The 16,757-nt window shown below is 46.7% G+C and carries 14 protein-coding genes; 7 read left to right on the top strand and 7 right to left on the bottom strand.

The annotated features are described in order from the left end of the window. Positions 1-558: 558 nt before the first annotated feature. The gene (locus tag QZW47_RS17135) at positions 559-1,308 is read left to right on the top strand and encodes an HAD family hydrolase (RefSeq protein WP_293128969.1); all 750 of its coding nucleotides are present in this window, start codon (positions 559-561) and stop codon (positions 1,306-1,308) included. A 58-nt stretch (positions 1,309-1,366) separates the two neighbouring features. On the opposite strand, the gene QZW47_RS17130 is transcribed toward QZW47_RS17135, so the two are convergent. Next, positions 1,367-1,870 carry a GNAT family N-acetyltransferase gene (locus QZW47_RS17130; protein WP_293128968.1) on the bottom strand — a complete coding sequence of 168 codons (504 nt, stop codon included), beginning with the start codon at positions 1,868-1,870 and terminating at the stop codon, positions 1,367-1,369. Between the two features lie 574 nt (positions 1,871-2,444). Then, positions 2,445-3,533 carry a tRNA (adenosine(37)-N6)-threonylcarbamoyltransferase complex transferase subunit TsaD gene (gene tsaD / locus QZW47_RS17125; RefSeq protein WP_293128966.1) on the bottom strand — a complete coding sequence of 363 codons (1,089 nt, stop codon included), beginning with the start codon at positions 3,531-3,533 and terminating at the stop codon, positions 2,445-2,447. Between the two features lie 335 nt (positions 3,534-3,868). On the opposite strand from tsaD, the gene QZW47_RS17120 reads away from it, so the two are divergent. The 5 genes from QZW47_RS17120 (at position 3,869) to QZW47_RS17100 (ending at position 7,789) form a co-directional block, all read left to right on the top strand. After that, positions 3,869-4,357 carry a Photosystem I reaction center subunit III gene (locus QZW47_RS17120; RefSeq protein WP_293128964.1) on the top strand — a complete coding sequence of 163 codons (489 nt, stop codon included), beginning with the start codon at positions 3,869-3,871 and terminating at the stop codon, positions 4,355-4,357. A gap of 119 nt (positions 4,358-4,476) precedes the next feature. Further along, complete coding sequence (gene psaJ / locus QZW47_RS17115) at positions 4,477-4,605, top strand: photosystem I reaction center subunit IX (RefSeq protein ID WP_172188099.1); 129 nt, start codon at positions 4,477-4,479, stop codon at positions 4,603-4,605. Positions 4,606-4,871: 266 nt separating this feature from the next. Next, positions 4,872-5,684, top strand: coding sequence for a carbon-nitrogen hydrolase family protein (locus tag QZW47_RS17110; RefSeq protein ID WP_293128960.1), 813 nt, complete (start codon positions 4,872-4,874; stop codon positions 5,682-5,684). Between the two features lie 422 nt (positions 5,685-6,106). Next, complete coding sequence (gene ilvN / locus QZW47_RS17105) at positions 6,107-6,625, top strand: acetolactate synthase small subunit (protein ID WP_293128958.1); 519 nt, start codon at positions 6,107-6,109, stop codon at positions 6,623-6,625. A gap of 96 nt (positions 6,626-6,721) precedes the next feature. Then, positions 6,722-7,789, top strand: a complete 1,068-nt coding sequence (locus QZW47_RS17100; RefSeq protein ID WP_293128954.1) for a hypothetical protein — start codon at positions 6,722-6,724, stop codon at positions 7,787-7,789. Between the two features lie 112 nt (positions 7,790-7,901). Here the strand turns inward: QZW47_RS17100 and QZW47_RS17095 are convergent, their stop codons facing one another. Continuing rightward, positions 7,902-11,441 (bottom strand): GGDEF domain-containing phosphodiesterase, encoded by a 3,540-nt coding sequence (locus tag QZW47_RS17095; protein ID WP_293128952.1) that lies wholly within the window; start codon positions 11,439-11,441, stop codon positions 7,902-7,904. Between the two features lie 138 nt (positions 11,442-11,579). On the opposite strand from QZW47_RS17095, the gene QZW47_RS17090 reads away from it, so the two are divergent. Beyond that, positions 11,580-12,599, top strand: a complete 1,020-nt coding sequence (locus QZW47_RS17090) for a zinc-dependent alcohol dehydrogenase family protein (protein ID WP_293128950.1) — start codon at positions 11,580-11,582, stop codon at positions 12,597-12,599. 480 nt (positions 12,600-13,079) lie between these two features. On the opposite strand, the gene tnpA is transcribed toward QZW47_RS17090, so the two are convergent. From tnpA to QZW47_RS17070, 4 genes are all read right to left on the bottom strand, one after another. Then, a complete protein-coding gene (gene tnpA, locus QZW47_RS17085) occupies positions 13,080-13,517 on the bottom strand; it encodes an IS200/IS605 family transposase (protein ID WP_293128948.1) in 438 nt (145 codons plus the stop codon). Positions 13,518-14,001: 484 nt separating this feature from the next. Further along, complete coding sequence (gene argJ / locus QZW47_RS17080; RefSeq protein ID WP_293128946.1) at positions 14,002-15,243, bottom strand: bifunctional ornithine acetyltransferase/N-acetylglutamate synthase; 1,242 nt, start codon at positions 15,241-15,243, stop codon at positions 14,002-14,004. Between the two features lie 328 nt (positions 15,244-15,571). Further along, on the bottom strand, positions 15,572-15,712 hold the full coding sequence (locus QZW47_RS17075) for a hypothetical protein (RefSeq protein WP_293128944.1): 141 nt from the start codon (positions 15,710-15,712) through the stop codon (positions 15,572-15,574). Between the two features lie 62 nt (positions 15,713-15,774). Continuing rightward, entirely contained in the window at positions 15,775-15,969 is a 195-nt protein-coding gene (locus tag QZW47_RS17070; RefSeq protein WP_293128943.1) for a hypothetical protein, read from the bottom strand. Positions 15,970-16,757: the final 788 nt, after the last annotated feature.

Genomic DNA, 16,757 nt, shown 5'->3' with positions numbered 1-16,757 from the left:
GGCGGTTGAAACCGCGGTGATACATAGGAAACCCGGCGGTTGAAACCGCGGCGACACAAACGAAACCCGCCTCCGCGGGTTGAAGAAAATCGGTGGTTGAAACTGCGGCGATACAAACAAAACCCGGCGGTTGAAACCGCGGCGACACAAACAAAACCCGCCTCCGCGGGTTGAAGAAAATCGGTGGTTGAAACTGCGGCGATACAAACAAAACCCGGCGGTTGAAACCGCGGCGACACAAACAAAACCCGCCTCCGCGGGTTGAAGAAAATCGGCGGTTGAAACTGCGGCGATACATAGGAAACCCGGCGGTTGAAACCGCGGCGACACAAACGAAACCCGCCTCCGCGGGTTCAAGAATGACGTTTAAAATTACCTTTTTTTTCTTCAGTCCGCGGAGGCGGACATCGTTTGTGTAGACGCGGTTTCAACCGCCGTCTTATGCGGACATTGTTTGTGTAGACGCGGTTTCAACCGCCGTGTTATCTAAAAATAATTGCCAAAAAGAACACAACATGAGACAATACAAAAAATATATAAACTCTGGAGTTCAAATTCTTGGTAACTATTAAATGTCGGGGCATTACCTTCTCAAATATCGAAGCCGTAATCTTCGACAAAGACGGCACTCTAGAGGATTCTCAGGAGTTATTGCGATTATTGGGAATTAAGCGATCGCGCCTCGCAGATGCTCAAATTCCTGGCGTTGGAGAGCCTTTACAAATGGCTTTCGGTATCGAAGGTGCTAACATTGACCCCACAGGCTTGATGGCCGTCGGTAGTCGCAGAGAAAATGAGATTGTGGCGGCGGGATATATCGCTGAAACTGGCAGGGGATGGTTGGAATCTTTAACTATTGCGCGTCGGGCTTTTGATGAAGCTGACCAAATGTTTAAAAGTAGTGCTTCTTCTCCGATGTTTGTCGGCTGCTTGGAAGTTATCAAAGAGTTTTCGGAAGCGGGTTTAAAACTGGGAATTCTTTCTGCTGCTACGACTGCTGCTGTGCAAAATTTTGTGAAACATCACGCATTAAGCGAATGGATTCAGTTAGAAATGGGTGTGGATTCAACGGAACTTAATAAACCCGATCCGAGATTGTTTTTGCAAGCTTGCGAAAAACTGGGAGTAAACCCGGCGGCGACTTTGATGGTGGGAGATTCAGCGGGTGATATTCAGATGGGTAAGAATGGGGGCGCGGCTGGCTGTATCGGGATTTGTTGGGGAAATGCTAAGGTTAGTCAGTTGGAAAAGGCTGATGTGGCGATCGCATCTTTGGATGAAATTACAATTGTAGCAGAAGGTTTGTAGTGAGGACTTCAGTCCGCATAAAAATCATAGGACTTGCACTCCAAACATCCCACAAATCTTATCGCGATTGTGTACTCAAGCGCAAACCCAGAATCATCACATCTCTTTCCACGCCATCAAGTTCGGCCACTTGTGGCAAATATCCCCACTGCTGAAAGCCAAATTTTTGGAACAAAGTTAAACTAGGCTGATTGTGAGCAAAAATTATGGCCATCAGGGTTTTCAGTCTCAATTTTGGACTTTGGGTAATTGCCGATTGCAGTAATTTTTGTCCGATTTTGCAGCGTTGGCGATCGGGCGCGACGTAGAGGCTAATTTCTGCGGTATGCTGATAGGCGGCGCGTCCATAGAAAAGCTGAAAACTCAGCCAGCCCACGATATTTTGGTCTGATTCCATTACCCAAATCGGTAAGGAATTTGGGGAATGTTCTTTGTACCACGCGAGGCGGCTTTCTACTGAGATTGGTTGTAAATCTGCTGTGGCCATTCTCCCAGGTATTGCTGCATTGTATATTTGAACAATTGCGGGTAAATCGCTTTCAATTGCGTCGCGGATTTTCATGGGTTAAGGAAGAAGGAAGAAAGAAGTAATTGTAGGGTGCGTCGCGCTCAAAAAATCCCAAATAAATACCGACAATCTTAGGGCGACGCACCTGAGATACCATTTATAAAAAGTCTTGCTACAAGAAATTTTTGGGCTTGTTTCCTCAATTATGGTATGAGGTGCGTCGCTACGAGATTGTCGATCGACTTTTAGGTATTTTTGAGGGCGACGCACCCTACAAATACTCAATTATGGTATGAGGTGCGTCGCTACGAGATTGTCGATCGACTTTTAGGTATTTTTGAGGGCGACGCACCCTACAAATACTCAATTATGGTATGAGGTGCGTCGCTACGAGATTGTCGATCGAATTTAGGTATTTTTGAGGGCGATACACCCTACAAATACTCAATTATGGTATGAGGTGCGTCGCTACGAGATTGTCGATCGAATTTAGGTATTTTTGAGGGCGACGCACCCTACAAATACTCAATTATGGTATGAGGTGCGTCGCTACGAGATTGTCGATCGAATTTAGGTATTTTTGAGGGCGACGCACCCTACAATACTGTCAACTGTCAACTGTCAACTGTCAACTGTTAACGTCAATATTCAAATTGTACAGTTCCATGACATCGCTAACGGGCATCCGCGAATTTACTCCCAAAGTCAGCGGCGATGTGTGCCCTCGCTGCAAGTGTTCTGCCGCCGCACAGCCGATCATTGCTGCGTTGTCTGTGCAATATTTTAATGGGGGAAACAATACTCGCAAGTTATTTTTGGCTGCTGCTGCTTGTAAGTGCGATCGCAGCCCGCTGTTGGCTGCAACTCCGCCACCGACTACAATAGTCGTGAGTCCGAAATTTATCGCACAGTCGATCGCCCTTTTAGTTAAACCCTTCGCTACAGTTTCCTGAAAACTCGCCGCAATATCATTAATTGTAGAAGCAGCCAAGACGCCTTCACCACCAGCATTAATATCTAGTTTTTGTAGTTTCTGCACTAACTGCAAAACAGCCGTTTTCAACCCACTAAAACTGCTGTCGTAGGGATGATAGCCACCACCCGGTAGCGAAATTCTGCCTTCAGGTAGGGGGTATGCTTGGGGATTCCCCAAGGCGGCTAATTTGTCCATCAGCGGCCCGCCGGGATATCCTAGCTGCAACAATCTCGCGACTTTATCAAAAGCTTCCCCCGCCGCATCGTCGCGCGTTTGTCCTACTGTTTCGTAAACGCCGCAATCTTTAACATAAATTAAGCTAGTGTGTCCCCCGGAAACTAACAGACACAAAAACGGCGGCTGCAAGTCGGGTTCGATTAGGTAAGAAGCATAGATGTGCCCTTCGAGGTGGTGGACGCCTAAAAAAGGTTTTTGGTGGACTATTGCCAAGCTTTTCGCCGCTGTCAGCCCGACTAACAATGCACCTACTAAACCGGGGGCACAAGTCGCTGCAATGCCGTCAATTTCTGACCAACTCAGGTTGGCTTCACTCAGACACTGGGCAATTACCTGATTTAGCATTTCTAGATGGCTCCGCGAAGCTACTTCCGGGACTACCCCACCGTACTGTTCGTGGATTTTAATTTGTGATGCTACAACATTGCTGCAAACTTGACGATTCTTAACAATTGCTGCTGCTGTTTCGTCACAACTTGTTTCGATTGCGAAAATGGTTGCCATTAACTGGTAATTTTATTTGATAGGTTAGCTATTGCTAGCTTAACGAATTCGGCGCAAGTCCCCGGATCGATCTGTTCTCAGGTTATTCGCGGGATATTTGGCAGCCGTTTGACAGGCCCTGGCGATCGAAGTAATGCAAGCTGTGAAATATTCTCGCGGTATTGCTAAGCTCTCGCACTGACCTATAAAACCCGAATCCCTCATTCTTTTGGGCTTTGCCGCCTCTGTGATGGAGACTTTACACTGTCAGCAAGTGCGGTAATCTGGATTCGGGATCGGCAAGTTGAAATGCTTGTAAAAAAACTTATTGTTTTGTAACAAAAGGAAACAATTTCATGCGACGATTGTTTGCTGCAATTTTAGTGGTTAGTCTGTGGATCAGTTTTGCTCCAGTTGCTTCGGCTTACAATTTGGTGCCGTGCAAGGACTCTCCCGAATTCAAGGAACTGGCTAAAAATGCACGTTCTACCAATGGCGACCCCGCATCTGCCAAGGCAAGATTCGATCGCTATTCTCAAGCTATGTGCGGCCCGGAAGGATACCCGCACTTAATCGTAGACGGTAGCTTGGACAAGGCTGGCGACTTTTTGATTCCTAGCTTGCTGTTCTTGTATATGGCTGGTTGGATTGGTTGGGTAGGCCGGGCTTATCTGCAAATTGCCAAAAAATCAGCGACTCCAGAGGAAAAAGAGATTATTATCGACGTTCCTGTGGCAATCAAATGTATGCTGAGTGGCCTTTTGTGGCCTTTGGCAGCTCTCAAAGAAATCACCACTGGTGAAATGTTTGCCAAGGATGACGAAATTACTGTTTCCCCCCGCTAAAATAGGGAAATGGAGCGAGGGCTAAGGGCTAACAGTTAATTTATTAACGGCAAGTTAGCAATTAGCACAAGTAGCGATCGGCAATTACCAACTGTCTCGAATTTTCAGGAGCAGAATTCATGCAATATTTTGTCAAGTTTCTTTCGACCGCGCCAGTATTGGCAATCCTCTGGATATCTATTCAAGCTGCCGGTTTGATTGAATTTAACCGCTTTTTCCCTGACTTGCTTTTCCACCCGATGCCTTAAGATTTGACCGAAATTAGGTTTCAAAATCTGGGGACAAAAAGTTGAGAGTTTTGAGTTTTGAGTTGTAAGTTAAAGGTTAATTTAAAACTCAAACATCAAAACTCTCAAACTATACATAGCCTTTCTCAGTGACATGATCTGAGCATAGGGCATAGGGCATAGGGCATAGGGCATAGGGCATAGGGCATTGTTGACTGCTGACTAATGACTAATGACTGCTGACAAATGACAAATGACTATTGACTAATGACTAATATTGTGAATCGATGAAGTCTTATATCGCCGCAGCAATTCAAATGACTAGCTTGCCTGACCTGCAAAAAAATTTGGTTCAGGCAGAGGAATTAATAGACCTGGCAGTGCGTCGGGGTGCAGAGTTAGTTTCCTTACCAGAAAATTTCTCGTTTATGGGAGAAGAGGAGGAGAAGATTGCTTCTTCAGAGGCGATCGGACTCCAAAGCGAAAAATTTATCAAAACCATGGCCCTGCGGTTCCAGGTAACGATTCTGGGCGGCGGATTTCCCGTGCCGACAGAGGGGGGGAAGGTATACAATACTTGCTTGCTGGTAGATCCAAATGGCACTGAGGTGGCAAGGTACAAAAAAGTACATTTGTTTGATGTGAATGTGCCAGACGGGATTACCTACAGGGAATCGAGCACGGTGAAAGCTGGTGAAGATTTGCCGCCGGTTTATGTGTCGCCGGAGTTGGGGACGCTGGGACTTTCGGTGTGCTATGACGTGCGGTTCCCGGAAGTGTACAGGCATTTGTCACACAAGGGTGCTGATGTTTTGTTCGTGCCGGCGGCGTTTACGGCTTACACTGGCAAGGATCACTGGAAGGTTTTGTTGCAAGCTAGGGCGATCGAGAATACTTGTTATACGATCGCCCCAGCGCAGACTGGACACCACTACGGCCGCCGTCAAACTCACGGTCACGCCATGATTGTAGACCCTTGGGGTGTGGTTTTAGCCGATGCTGGAGAGGAACCGGGTGTGGCGGTAGCAGAGATTAATCCCGATCGACTCGAACAAGTCCGGCGCCAAATGCCTTCGCTGCAACACCGGGTTTTTCTGTAAGTTATGGTGGCTTGGTACTTCGCAGTTTTGACACCAATTAATGTCAAAATTGTGGTTTGGGTCAGCCACCAAACCTGAATATTTTTATTCTAGCGACGAATTGTGTACGTTCGTACACAAAAAACTTGGCTCGGGTGCCATCAGAACGGGTAGGGGCGAGTTTACGGTTGAGATCGAGCCGATCCCCCCTAACCCCCCTGGTTGTAGGGGGGGACAGGAGTGTTATCAAAGTCCCCCTTCTTAAGGGGGATTTAGGGGGATCGAGACTGCGGTAAAAGCGAAATTTATCAAGGTTTTTTCCCGGAGTTGAACGGCCAATAACTCGGGATAAAATGTCTCAGGCAGATTTAATGGGCGTGCACTTCTGCTAAAAGGCGAATTGGCGACAGTAGAAGTGCACGAAATGCGTCTTTTTTGGAGAAATGAAACACACTCTTTCGGTTTTAGTTGAAGATGAAGCGGGTGTCCTCACTCGAATTGCTGGTTTGTTTGCGCGTCGGGGTTTTAATATTGAAAGTCTAGCGGTTGGCCCGGCGGAGCAAGTGGGAGTGTCTCGGATTACGATGGTTGTACCGGGAGATGACCAGATTATCGAGCAGTTGACGAAGCAACTGTACAAGTTGATTAACGTGCTTAAGGTTCAGGATATAACGGAAATTCCCTGTGTGGAACGGGAGTTGATGTTGCTGAAAGTTAATGCTGCTAGCGGAACGCGATCGGAGATAATTGAGTTAGCTCAGATTTTTAGAGCGCGGGTGGTGGATATTGGTGATGATACCCTGACTTTGGAAGTTGTCGGAGATCCGGGTAAGATGGTGGCGATCGTCCAAGTTCTAAATAGATTTGGGATTAAGGAAATTGCTCGGACTGGAAAAATAGCCATGACGCGCGAGTCCGGGGTAAATACGGAGTTTCTCAAGTCTTTGGAAGCGAAAGTTTAAGTCAGTTGACAGTTGACGGTTGACGGTTAACTGTTAACTGTTAACTGTTAACCTTGAATTAAAGACGCTTTTTATTATTATAAGGTCTCAAAGTTTATGCCAGTTCCTAATGAAGTTATAATTTTAGTACCCGGTATAAATACTCAAGAAAAAAATGACTTTATGGAAAATTTTTGTAGCTCTTTAAGCGAGCAGCTAGAGAGTTTTACTGTTCAAGAAGACGGTGAAATAAAAATAGCAGGACATACAGGAAAAAGATTTTCTATTTATAACAAACAAGAGTTGTACAAAACAATTGACATTTATGAAGGTTATTACATGGATGTATTCGCTAGTAATAAACTGAGTCAAAAAGATGAAAAAACTAAATTTATTAGAGGTGGTGAAGTCTTGATATATTGGTTGATTTCTCCTATTTGGTTGTCCGTTAAGGAATCTCCTTCTTTATTTATAAATTTTATTATTTCTGCTATTTTATTTACAGGTTGGTATTACGGAATTTTAGCGGCAGTTTTGATAGCTATAGGACAAACAAATAGTTTTTTTGGGGCGGAATTTCCGCTGGAGATGGCAAAAAAGATTGGATTTTTTGGTGAATCAATGAAAGGATGGTCTTTTTGGTTTTTTATTAGTATTTTATCAAGCTTTTTACCCATCAGTTCACTTATTGATATCTGTGAATTTTCCGCAGCCTATTTAGGGGAAGATACAGAGGGTAGTACAATCAGATCAAAGACTCGTGGTAGAGTATTAAATCTTCTCGAAGACGTATTGAAGAGCGATAATTATGATAGAGCAACTATATTAGCTTATAGTTTTGGTGTTGCTGTGGCGACAGATACTCTGGCTGATTATCACAGTGACAAAACTTTTCGATACATTACTTTAGGGGGAACTTTAAAGGTTTTATCTTATAAATCTAATTGGGGAGAGAGAGAAATAAATAAATGCTTAAACAATGCAACAATAAATACTTGGATTGACTGCTATTCTAATCAAGACTGGGTGGCAGCTAAGACTCCGTTACCTAAAGGAAGTCCCTCAGATAAAATGATTTACAAAAAAGTTTATGCAAAATCTTCTTCTCTCCTCCAACGTTTCCTAGGAAAAACTCACGTTTGTTATTTTTATGACTCTAGCGTTTGGGAGACTATTATTCGGTAAAATTTATAACTTCCGTAAGTCTATCAGCCTCACTTCCAAAGACAACTAGCCCACTCTCTGTTTTTATTCCTAGAAACAGCCAATAGCCAACAGTCAAACGTTAACTAACAAATTACCATTGAGGTTGACTTTCGATCAAACGTGTGGCTGTGATGCTGTCTACAGGCTTGGAGAAAAAGTATCCCTGTCCGTATTCGCATTGCAGGGCTCTGAGCAAATTAAGCTGTTCAATAGTTTCGATGCCTTCAGCAATTACATCCATGCCTAAATGACTGGCTAAAATTAAAATAGTCTGTACGATGGCTTCGTTTCCTTCATCTTCAGTCATGCGGCTGACAAAAGCTCGATCGATCTTTAAGGCGTCAGTGGGAAAAGTGTGCAGGCGGCTCAAAGAAGAATAGCCTGTGCCGAAATCGTCAATATATAATTCTATTTCTAAATTTTTCAATTGGGAGAGGATAGCGGCGGCTGATTCGGCATTGTCCATGATGACGCCTTCAGTAATTTCTAACTTTAAAGTGCGGGGGTCAAGCTGAGTTTCTTGTAAGATTTCGCTCAGGCGAGCGATTAAATCCGGCTGTTTAAATTGTTCGTTAGAAAGGTTGACGCTCACAGTCAACGGTCGATTTGTTGGGAATTTTTGGTGCCATTGGTGGATCTGGTGGCAAGCCGATCGCATCATCCACCAACCAATAGGTACAATCAATCTAGTTTCTTCTGCTACTAAAATAAACTCGCCCGGAGATACTAAACCCCGCTGGGGGTGATACCAGCGCAGCAGGGCTTCAAAACCGACGATTGTACCGCTAGTTAGAGAGACGATGGGCTGGTAGTAAAGCTGAAATTCCTGGGAGTCTAAAGCGCGCCGCAAATCGTTTTCGAGTTGCAAAAGGGCGACGGCGCGAGTGTGCATACTTAAGTCAAAAACTTCATGACGAGCTTTGCCCAATCCCTTCGCGTGATACATGGCAGCATCTGCATCTCGCAGCAGTTCTTCTGGTCGATCGTACAATATTTGTAACGGTACCGGGGCAATTGAGGAGTCGGAAGACAAGCAAGACACAGAAGGTTCTCCATCGATATTTCGGAGATTTCCAGGACTAGACATTTCGCTGCTGGTAGTAGAATTCTGCGGCAAACCGGAACAAACAATGCCTATGCTAGCACTGCTAAAAACTTGATATTCGTTGAGGTAAAAAGGCTCTGCGAGTTGTGCTTGCACTCGTTCGGCAATCTGGATTGCATCCTCAGTGTTTTTGATATTTTCCAGCAAAATAGCGAATTCGTCACCGCCGAGACGGGCAACGGTATCTCCAGCACGCAAACAGATTTCCAGGCGTTGTGCGATCGCAATGAGCAACCGATCGCCCACTAAATGCCCCAAACTGTCATTGACAACCTTAAAGCGGTCGAGATCGATAAATAGCACCGCAAACAAAACCTCGGGACGGCGTTTGGAAAGTTCGATCGCGTGTCCCAAGCGATCCATAAATAAAGCTCGGTTGGGCAAACCTGTCAGCGTATCGTGCAAAGCATCGTGTACTAACTTCTCTTCTGCGATTTTGCGAAGGGTAATATCTTCGACAGTGCCTTCGTAGTAAAGCAAATTGCCGATCGTGTCGCGAACCGCCCTGCCATTCTCGGAAACCCAGATGGTGGTGCCGTCAGCGCGGTAAACTTGGGACTCGAATTCAGACACAGCGCCGTGTTTTTCGATCGCGCGCAAAAACTCAACGCGGCGGCTGGGATCGACGTAGAGTTGGCGATCGATGTCGCAGATGTTTGCGATCAGTTCCGCGGCCGACTGGTAGCCGTAAATTCTGGCCAAAGCAGGATTAGCACTGAGGTAGCGCCCGTCAACTGTCGTCTGAAAAATTCCCTCGATCGCATTTTCAAAGATGCTGCGGTACTTTTCTTCAGCCTGTTGCAGGGCGAATTCTGCCTGCTTGCGATCGCTGATATCCGTCAGCGTACCCAGATACCCCAGAACTTCCCCGCTGTGGTCAATTTCCGGGACTGCTTGCCAAAATACCCAAGTTGTGAGGTTGCCGTTGCAAAAGCGGTATTCTAACTTGCAAGGCAACTTATCTTGCACGGCGCGATACCACTGGCTCAAAACCCGAGATCGGTCTTCGGGATGCAAACTTTGACCCCAACCTTCACCCAATGCCTGTGCGGCCGTCAGTCCCGCCATTTCCAAAAATCGCTGGTTGACATACAAACAATCTCCCGCAGCGTCGGCGCGGAAAATCCCGACAGGCAGTATTTTTGCCAAAGTGTAGTAGCGATATTCGCTTTCGAGCAGGGCGCTGGCGGCGACTTTAGTCTCGGTGATGTCAAACATGGCACCTTGCAGGATGACGGATTTACTGCCTTCATCGCGAACGGCGATCGCTCGATCGCGAAACCAGACAACTTTGCCGTTGCGGGCGATCGCGCGGTATTCTGAAACAAGCGGCGCCTCACCAAAAATATCTTCTCCACCGGTGAATTTCTGTGCTGCGTTTTCCACTAACACGCGATCGCGGTCTTCTGGGTGAACGAGTTTCAGCCACAGGTCGGGGTCTGCCTTCCATTCAGCTACAGAATAGCCGAGAAAAGTCTCGATTTGGGGGCTAATGTAAAGTTTGGCAGCGTTGCGGTTGAGGGGAGAAATGTAGGTGACAGCGGGCATCTGTTCTACAAGGGCGCAGTATTTGGCTTCTACGGTGCACAGGGCTGCTTCTAGGCGCTGCCTCTCTAATTCGGCGGCGGCGCGAGAGGCAAAAATGCTGAGAATTAGTTGGAATTTGGCAATCTGTGATTGTACCAGAGGTCGATCGTGGAAAATACAAATAATGCCTAAAGGTTCGGCGTAAGAGTTTTTGAGCAAGACTCCCAGGAAACTGCACGCACCTGTCACTATGGGTCTGCGGTCTTGTGGAAAGGTTTCTCCCAGGGAGTCTTGACAGCAGTACATTCCCCGCTCGAACACCAGCGATTCGGGAGTATTGGCCGTGTGGCACTCAAAGTTTGGCTGCTGTTGTCCATCGAGCCAAAAACTGATCGCTTGCAATCGATCGGGAGGGGTATCGGCGCGTTCGATCGACTTCATAGATTTGGCAGCCACGGCGCTGCGAACTGCGAGTGCTGAGGCTAAGTGGCGAACCAAGGCATCAAAAAATTCTGCTCCCCCCGGCGAATTAGTACCTGCTAGGATGTCGCCCAGCAAGTCTTCCTCTAATTGCGGGGAAGTGTTAACTTTGGCAGAACACTCGGCATTCGGCCCATCTCGATTTTCCTCGATCCCACCCGATCGGCTCTGACTGAGGGTTTGGCTGGTGGAAAGCCCTACAAGAGACGAAGAATTCACAGTTGGGAGCTGTTGCTGGGCGAAGAATAGAGAGCGACCAATACTGAAAAGTGTACCCAAGAAGTTGTTAGTTGGCTGCAACGGATTTGAGTTGAATAAAATCAAAAACTTTTTCTGATTTTGGACTTTTGGGGATAAATCGCCGTTTAATTGTGGAAACTGGTCTTGCTCTGCTGGCGGCAGACTAGGCGGCCTTCCCTGCCACTTGAGATAAATCGCCAAGGCAAAGGCTAAGCTCGCCGATAGTCCCAGAAAATATGCAAGAATCTCAAAGTAAAGAAATAAATCTAGCTGGAACATCGATTAGCACCGCTCGACAATTGTAGTAGTTACTTGAAGCCAATCTATTTATTAAAAATAACTAAGTATCGTCACGGATGAGTAACAAATACAAGGTAGGATCGCAGGTGAAGCCGACAAGAGAGTTAATATCACGCTATGAAAGCGATCGTTTTTGAAACCCCCGGAAGCCCGTCCGTATTGAAATTGCAAGATATCCCCGCCCCTACTATACAAACAGAAACTGAAGTTTTGGTGCGGTTGCGGGCGGCGGGACTCAATCCGATAGATACTAAGTTGCGATCGCGTGGCACTTTTTACCCGGAGAAAAGTCCTCACGTTTTGGGGTGCGACGGTGCGGGAGTAGTAGAGGCCCTCGGTGATGCTGTGCAGAGTGTCCAAGTCGGAGACGAGGTTTTTTTCTGCAACGGAGGTTTGGGCGGGTCGATCGGTACTTATGCTGAGTTTGCCGTTGTAGACGAAAGGTTTCTCGCCATCAAGCCTGCTGCATTAAGTTTTGCTGAGGCGGCGGGTGCACCATTAGTTTTAATTACAGCGTGGGAATCGCTCTACGATCGAGGGCGCTTGCAAGCTGGCCAGGTGTTATCAAAGAAAGTGCTAATTTTAGCAGGTGCAGGCGGTGTCGGCCACGTCGCGATACAGTTGGCTTCCTTGCAAGGCGCTGAGGTTTGCACCACTGTTAGTTCCCAAGCAAAAGCCGAAATTTGTAGCTCTTTGGGTGCTGATTCAGTTATTTTATACAAAAACACTGATGTTGTCGATCAGGTTTTGACTTGGACTCAGGGACAAGGAGTTGACTTGGCCTTCGATACAGTCGGGGGAGAAAGTTTTTACCAAATAATTCCGGCTGTGAAGATTTATGGAGATTTGGTAACAATTTTGGAGCCCGATCCGGCTTTAGGCAATTTGAAAACAGCGAGAATGCGTAATCTGCGAATTAGTCTGGAATTAATGTTAACACCGATGCTGCAAGGTTTGGTGGAGGAACAGCAACAGCAGGCGAAGATTTTGCAGCAGTGCGCTCGTTTGTGCGATCGTAATTTATTGAAAATTCACGTCAGTCAAACTTTCCCTCTAGAACAAGCTCAAGCCGCGCATGAGTTGTTAGAAACAGGTTCAGTAACGGGTAAAATAGTGCTGGAAATTGTAGGTGATTGAGATTGCGCGCGGATGGAATTCGCGGGTGGTGGAGATTCGGGGTGATTGAATTCGTGGCGACACAGCCCCGGCGAATCGAATTCGCGGCGACACAGCCCCGGCGAATCGAATTCGCGGCGACACAGCCCCGGCGAATCGAATTCGCGGGCGACACAGCCCCGGCGAATCGAATTCGCGGCGACACAAACGAAACCCGCCTCCGCGGGTTGAAGAAATTTTGGATTCAAGAATCGCTGGCGGTTGAGATTCCCGGCGATTGAAATCGCGGCGACACAAACGAAACCCGCCTCCGCGGGTTGAAGAAATTTTGGATTCAAGAATCGCTGGCGATTGAGATTCCCGGCGATTGAAATCGCGGCGACACAAACTAAACCCGCCTCCGCGGGTTGAAGAAATTTTGGATTCAAGAATTGTGGGCGGATTCCCGGCGAATCGAATTCGCGGCGACACAAACGAAACCCGCCTCCGCGGGTTGAAGAATCACGGGCGATTGAGATTATCTAGTGGTTTGTGAGTCAGTTCCCAATGAGGAATCATTGATTTCTCCTTATGGTGAACAGCTTGATTTTTGATATATTTAGTCACAACGTCGAGCCCATCACGGCTAACAGTAAATGCCCCATAGCTGCCTTGCCATTTTAAAAAATCACCCGGTTTAATTTCGTGAGTGATTAAATGGGAAGAACTGCCCTTGACTTGCTTAATTATCTCAAATACCGCTAAAGTAGTCGGAAAACCTGTTAACAGGTGAACGTGATCTTCGATACCGCCAACAGCAATCACAGTGCATCCCAACTTCTGACATTCTGCAATAATTGCTGCATAGATAAGTTGTTGAATATCAGGAGTAATCAAAGGCAATCTATCCCAAGTTGCCCAAGTAAAATGGACATATAACTGCGTAAAATTGTCTCTCATTTCTATTAAAAATCTGTAAAATTTGTCTTCAACCCGCGGAGGCGGGTTTTGCCTGTGTCGCCGCGATTTCAATCGCCGGGGCTGCCGCAATTTCAATCGCCCGTGCATCTTCAACCCGCGGAGGCGGGTTTTGTCTGTGTCGCCGCGATTTCAATCGCCGGGGCTGCCGCAATTTCAATCGCCCGTGCATCTTCAACCCGCGGAGGCGGGTTTTGTCTGTGTCGCCGCGATTTCAATCGCCGGGGCTGCCGCAATTTCAATCGCCCGTGCATCTTCAACCCGCGGAGGCGGGTTTTGTCTGTGTCGCCGCGATTTCAATCGCCGGGGCTGCCGCAATTTCAATCGCCCGTGCATCTTCAACCCACGGAGGTGGGTTTTGTCTGTGTCGCCGCGATTTCAATCGCCGGGGCTGCCGCGATTGAAATCGCCGGGGCTGTGTCGCCACGAAATCCATTCGCCCCGGCCTCTGAAATTACGATCGCCCTTAAGTCGTATACTCAGCGTTAATCTTCACGTAGTCGTAACTCAAATCGCATCCCCAAGCCTTCGCAAAACCGCCGCCATTCCCGACACTAACCTGAATTAAAACCGTGTCTTCCTTCAGATATTCACCAGCAGCCGCAGCCTTCATGTAATTACTCGCAACAGATTTATCAAACTCCTTCGGTTGTCCGTTTTCCATCATCAAAAAATCTCCCAATTGAATCCGCAAATTCTCTTGTTCAAAAGGAACTCCCGCGCGTCCCGCCGCCGCCGCAATTCTGCCCCAATTCGGATCGCGTCCAAAAATAGCAGCCTTCACCAAAGAAGAACCGACAATTGTTTTGGCAATTTTACTCGCAGAAACTTCGTCGGCGGCGCCGCTAACTTGCACTTCTACCAAACAAGTTGCACCTTCGCCATCGCGGGCGATCGCCTTTGCCAAATGCACGCAAACTTCTGTTAGCATCGCCTCTAATTTTTCAGCCTCCGGGCCCATTTCTGTAATCGCAGGCGTGCGAGATTGGCCGTTAGTCAAAGCAATTAGCGAATCGTTGGTACTGGTATCGCCGTCAACAGTAATTTGATTGAAACTTCTGTTAGCCGCCCGACTCACCATTTCCTGCCACAAATGCGACGATACTGCTGCATCGCAAGTTACAAATGCGAGCATTGTTGCCATATTTGGGTGAATCATTCCCGAACCTTTGCAAATGCCGCCGATGCGTACCGGCCGATCGCCAAACATGGTTTCTAGGGCGATCGTTTTCGGCACCAAATCAGTCGTACAAATAGCCTTAGCAGCAGCATCAGAACCAGTTGCCGAGGCCTCAGCAACCAATCGCGGAATTCCCGCCCTCAGCGGCTCCATTTTAATCCGCTGTCCGATCACGCCCGTGGAGGCCAACAGAATCGATTCTGAAGGAATATTCAGCGCTTCTCCCAACAATTTCGCGCTTTCGAGGGCATCTGCCAAACCTAGTTCGCCAGTAGCAGCATTAGCTTGTCCGGCATTGCACAAAATTGCTTTGGCGCTGGGTTTAGCTTGCAAGCGCTGGCGGCAGTAGTCCACGCAAGCAGCCCGGACTGTGGATGTGGTGAAGACTCCCGCGGCGATCGCGTCCACCTCTGACAAAATTAAACTTAAATCCGGCAAGCCTGAAGGCTTCAAACCCGCTGTAATTCCCGATGCTCGATATCCTCTGGGTGCTGTAACTCCGCCGCCAATTTCTTTCCAGTCCGACATGATGACCTCCCTAGATCTTTCTATTCTATTGAGAGGGGATTATATCATTTTAGATTTTAGATTTTAGATTTTAGATTTTAGATTGCCAATAAATGACGAATGAAAGAGTTGTTCCTTCGTCATTTTATGGTTCCGCACCCGATGCCCCGATGCGTGGAAATGTGCTGCTTCACTTTTTGAGTTTAACCAACCCCATAAAATTAATCGCGACTTCTTCTGTAGAGATCGAACTCAAGAAGAAGCCGCGATGGTTTTGTCACTGTCATGATTAATTTTTAGCTGGCAAACAACCAACTCGATTCAACTGTCTCGCTGTTGAAAAAATGAGTTATTTGCGATCGACACTCGCCTGAGAACCAGTATCTAAACCAACTTCAGCAGCCGCGCGGCTCAGCATGGATTCCTGACGGTTTTTGACGAGATGTTGGTGGCGCATCATCAAGCTGCGCGCTTGTTGTTGAGTAGACATAACTGGTTTTCTCCAAATGTAGGTAATAGGTTTGCGGGCAATTGGGGAAATTGAGCTTTGCCTTAGCTCATGGTGGCGTTGCTGCGATCGTAACTGTCTTTAAGGCTGGGCTGCGGCTTGCCTTGAATGTGGCCCCAGTATTGGGTATCTTCCATCCCAACTTCGGTAGCGCTGCGGTTGAGCATGGATTGCTGCCGGTTCTTCACCATGTGGTGGTGGCGCATCATCAGAGAGCGGGCTTGATTTTCGGTAGACATATCCGGTTCCTCCGTTTTCCTTGATTAATGTTGGGCTGCTTTTTTGTTCCTATTTATGACTATATCAGATATTTCTGTATCTAAAGCTACAAAAATATAACTGTAATAAAACTTTACACTTGGGTGAGAAGGGCGATCGCACTTCTCGCCGGTGAAACACGAGTAAAGGGATTTCGACTTTTCGATGCTAGGGGAGCGATCGCACCATTTTTTTGATAGCAAAAATGTGGAAGGACACAATATGATATTTTGTGTGGTTGTGGAAATAGTAGTTAACTAAAATAAGTTACTCTAGCTCGCGAATCTATCGTATTTCCTCAAGAAGTTGAGGCTAGTATTAATACCATGCGTGACAAATTGTTGCTACATTAAGCGTATATATAGCCTTTCAAGCTCTCATATGAGGTACTATCTGGCATAGGGCATAGGGCAAACAGGGCATAGGGCATAGGGCATAGGGCATAGGGCATAAGCCAAACAGGCCAAACAGGGCTATCCTCACTTTTTTGAGAACCGCTATAAATTATCAGTCATAATCATAAATTGCCGTCTCCGGCAGTGCCGTTTCCCTACAGGTAAAAACCTCTAATTTATTTTTGGTAGCAATGTTTTTTTAACTTGGTATATTTTGTATGGTTTATTTAATTGATGTTGAATTCTACAAATATCTTAAATCAGACAAAATTTTTACAATAAAAAATGATTGAAAGCCTCTCCCTTCCTTGTATTGGAAAATTTAAAAAGACTATTCATTACTCCAATCCTCTTTATTCCAGATAGAAGTCGCC

The sequence above is a fragment of the Microcoleus sp. bin38.metabat.b11b12b14.051 genome (assembly GCF_013299165.1).
Taxonomy (GTDB): domain Bacteria; phylum Cyanobacteriota; class Cyanobacteriia; order Cyanobacteriales; family Microcoleaceae; genus Microcoleus.
The sequence above is the reverse complement of the archived record's forward strand: the minus strand, read 5'-3'. Positions and strand labels throughout refer to the sequence as shown.

Coding starts and splice junctions, on each gene's coding strand:
- QZW47_RS17130 (WP_293128968.1), bottom strand. CDS start 1,870: ATGAAAATCCGCGACGCAATTGAAAGCGATTTACCCGCAATTGTTCAA.
- tsaD (WP_293128966.1), bottom strand. CDS start 3,533: ATGGCAACCATTTTCGCAATCGAAACAAGTTGTGACGAAACAGCAGCA.
- QZW47_RS17120 (WP_293128964.1), top strand. CDS start 3,869: ATGCGACGATTGTTTGCTGCAATTTTAGTGGTTAGTCTGTGGATCAGT.
- psaJ (WP_172188099.1), top strand. CDS start 4,477: ATGCAATATTTTGTCAAGTTTCTTTCGACCGCGCCAGTATTGGCAATC.
- QZW47_RS17110 (WP_293128960.1), top strand. CDS start 4,872: ATGAAGTCTTATATCGCCGCAGCAATTCAAATGACTAGCTTGCCTGAC.
- ilvN (WP_293128958.1), top strand. CDS start 6,107: ATGAAACACACTCTTTCGGTTTTAGTTGAAGATGAAGCGGGTGTCCTC.
- QZW47_RS17100 (WP_293128954.1), top strand. CDS start 6,722: ATGCCAGTTCCTAATGAAGTTATAATTTTAGTACCCGGTATAAATACT.
- QZW47_RS17095 (WP_293128952.1), bottom strand. CDS start 11,441: ATGTTCCAGCTAGATTTATTTCTTTACTTTGAGATTCTTGCATATTTT.
- QZW47_RS17090 (WP_293128950.1), top strand. CDS start 11,580: ATGAAAGCGATCGTTTTTGAAACCCCCGGAAGCCCGTCCGTATTGAAA.
- tnpA (WP_293128948.1), bottom strand. CDS start 13,517: ATGAGAGACAATTTTACGCAGTTATATGTCCATTTTACTTGGGCAACT.
- argJ (WP_293128946.1), bottom strand. CDS start 15,243: ATGTCGGACTGGAAAGAAATTGGCGGCGGAGTTACAGCACCCAGAGGA.
- QZW47_RS17075 (WP_293128944.1), bottom strand. CDS start 15,712: ATGTCTACTCAACAACAAGCGCGCAGCTTGATGATGCGCCACCAACAT.
- QZW47_RS17070 (WP_293128943.1), bottom strand. CDS start 15,969: ATGTCTACCGAAAATCAAGCCCGCTCTCTGATGATGCGCCACCACCAC.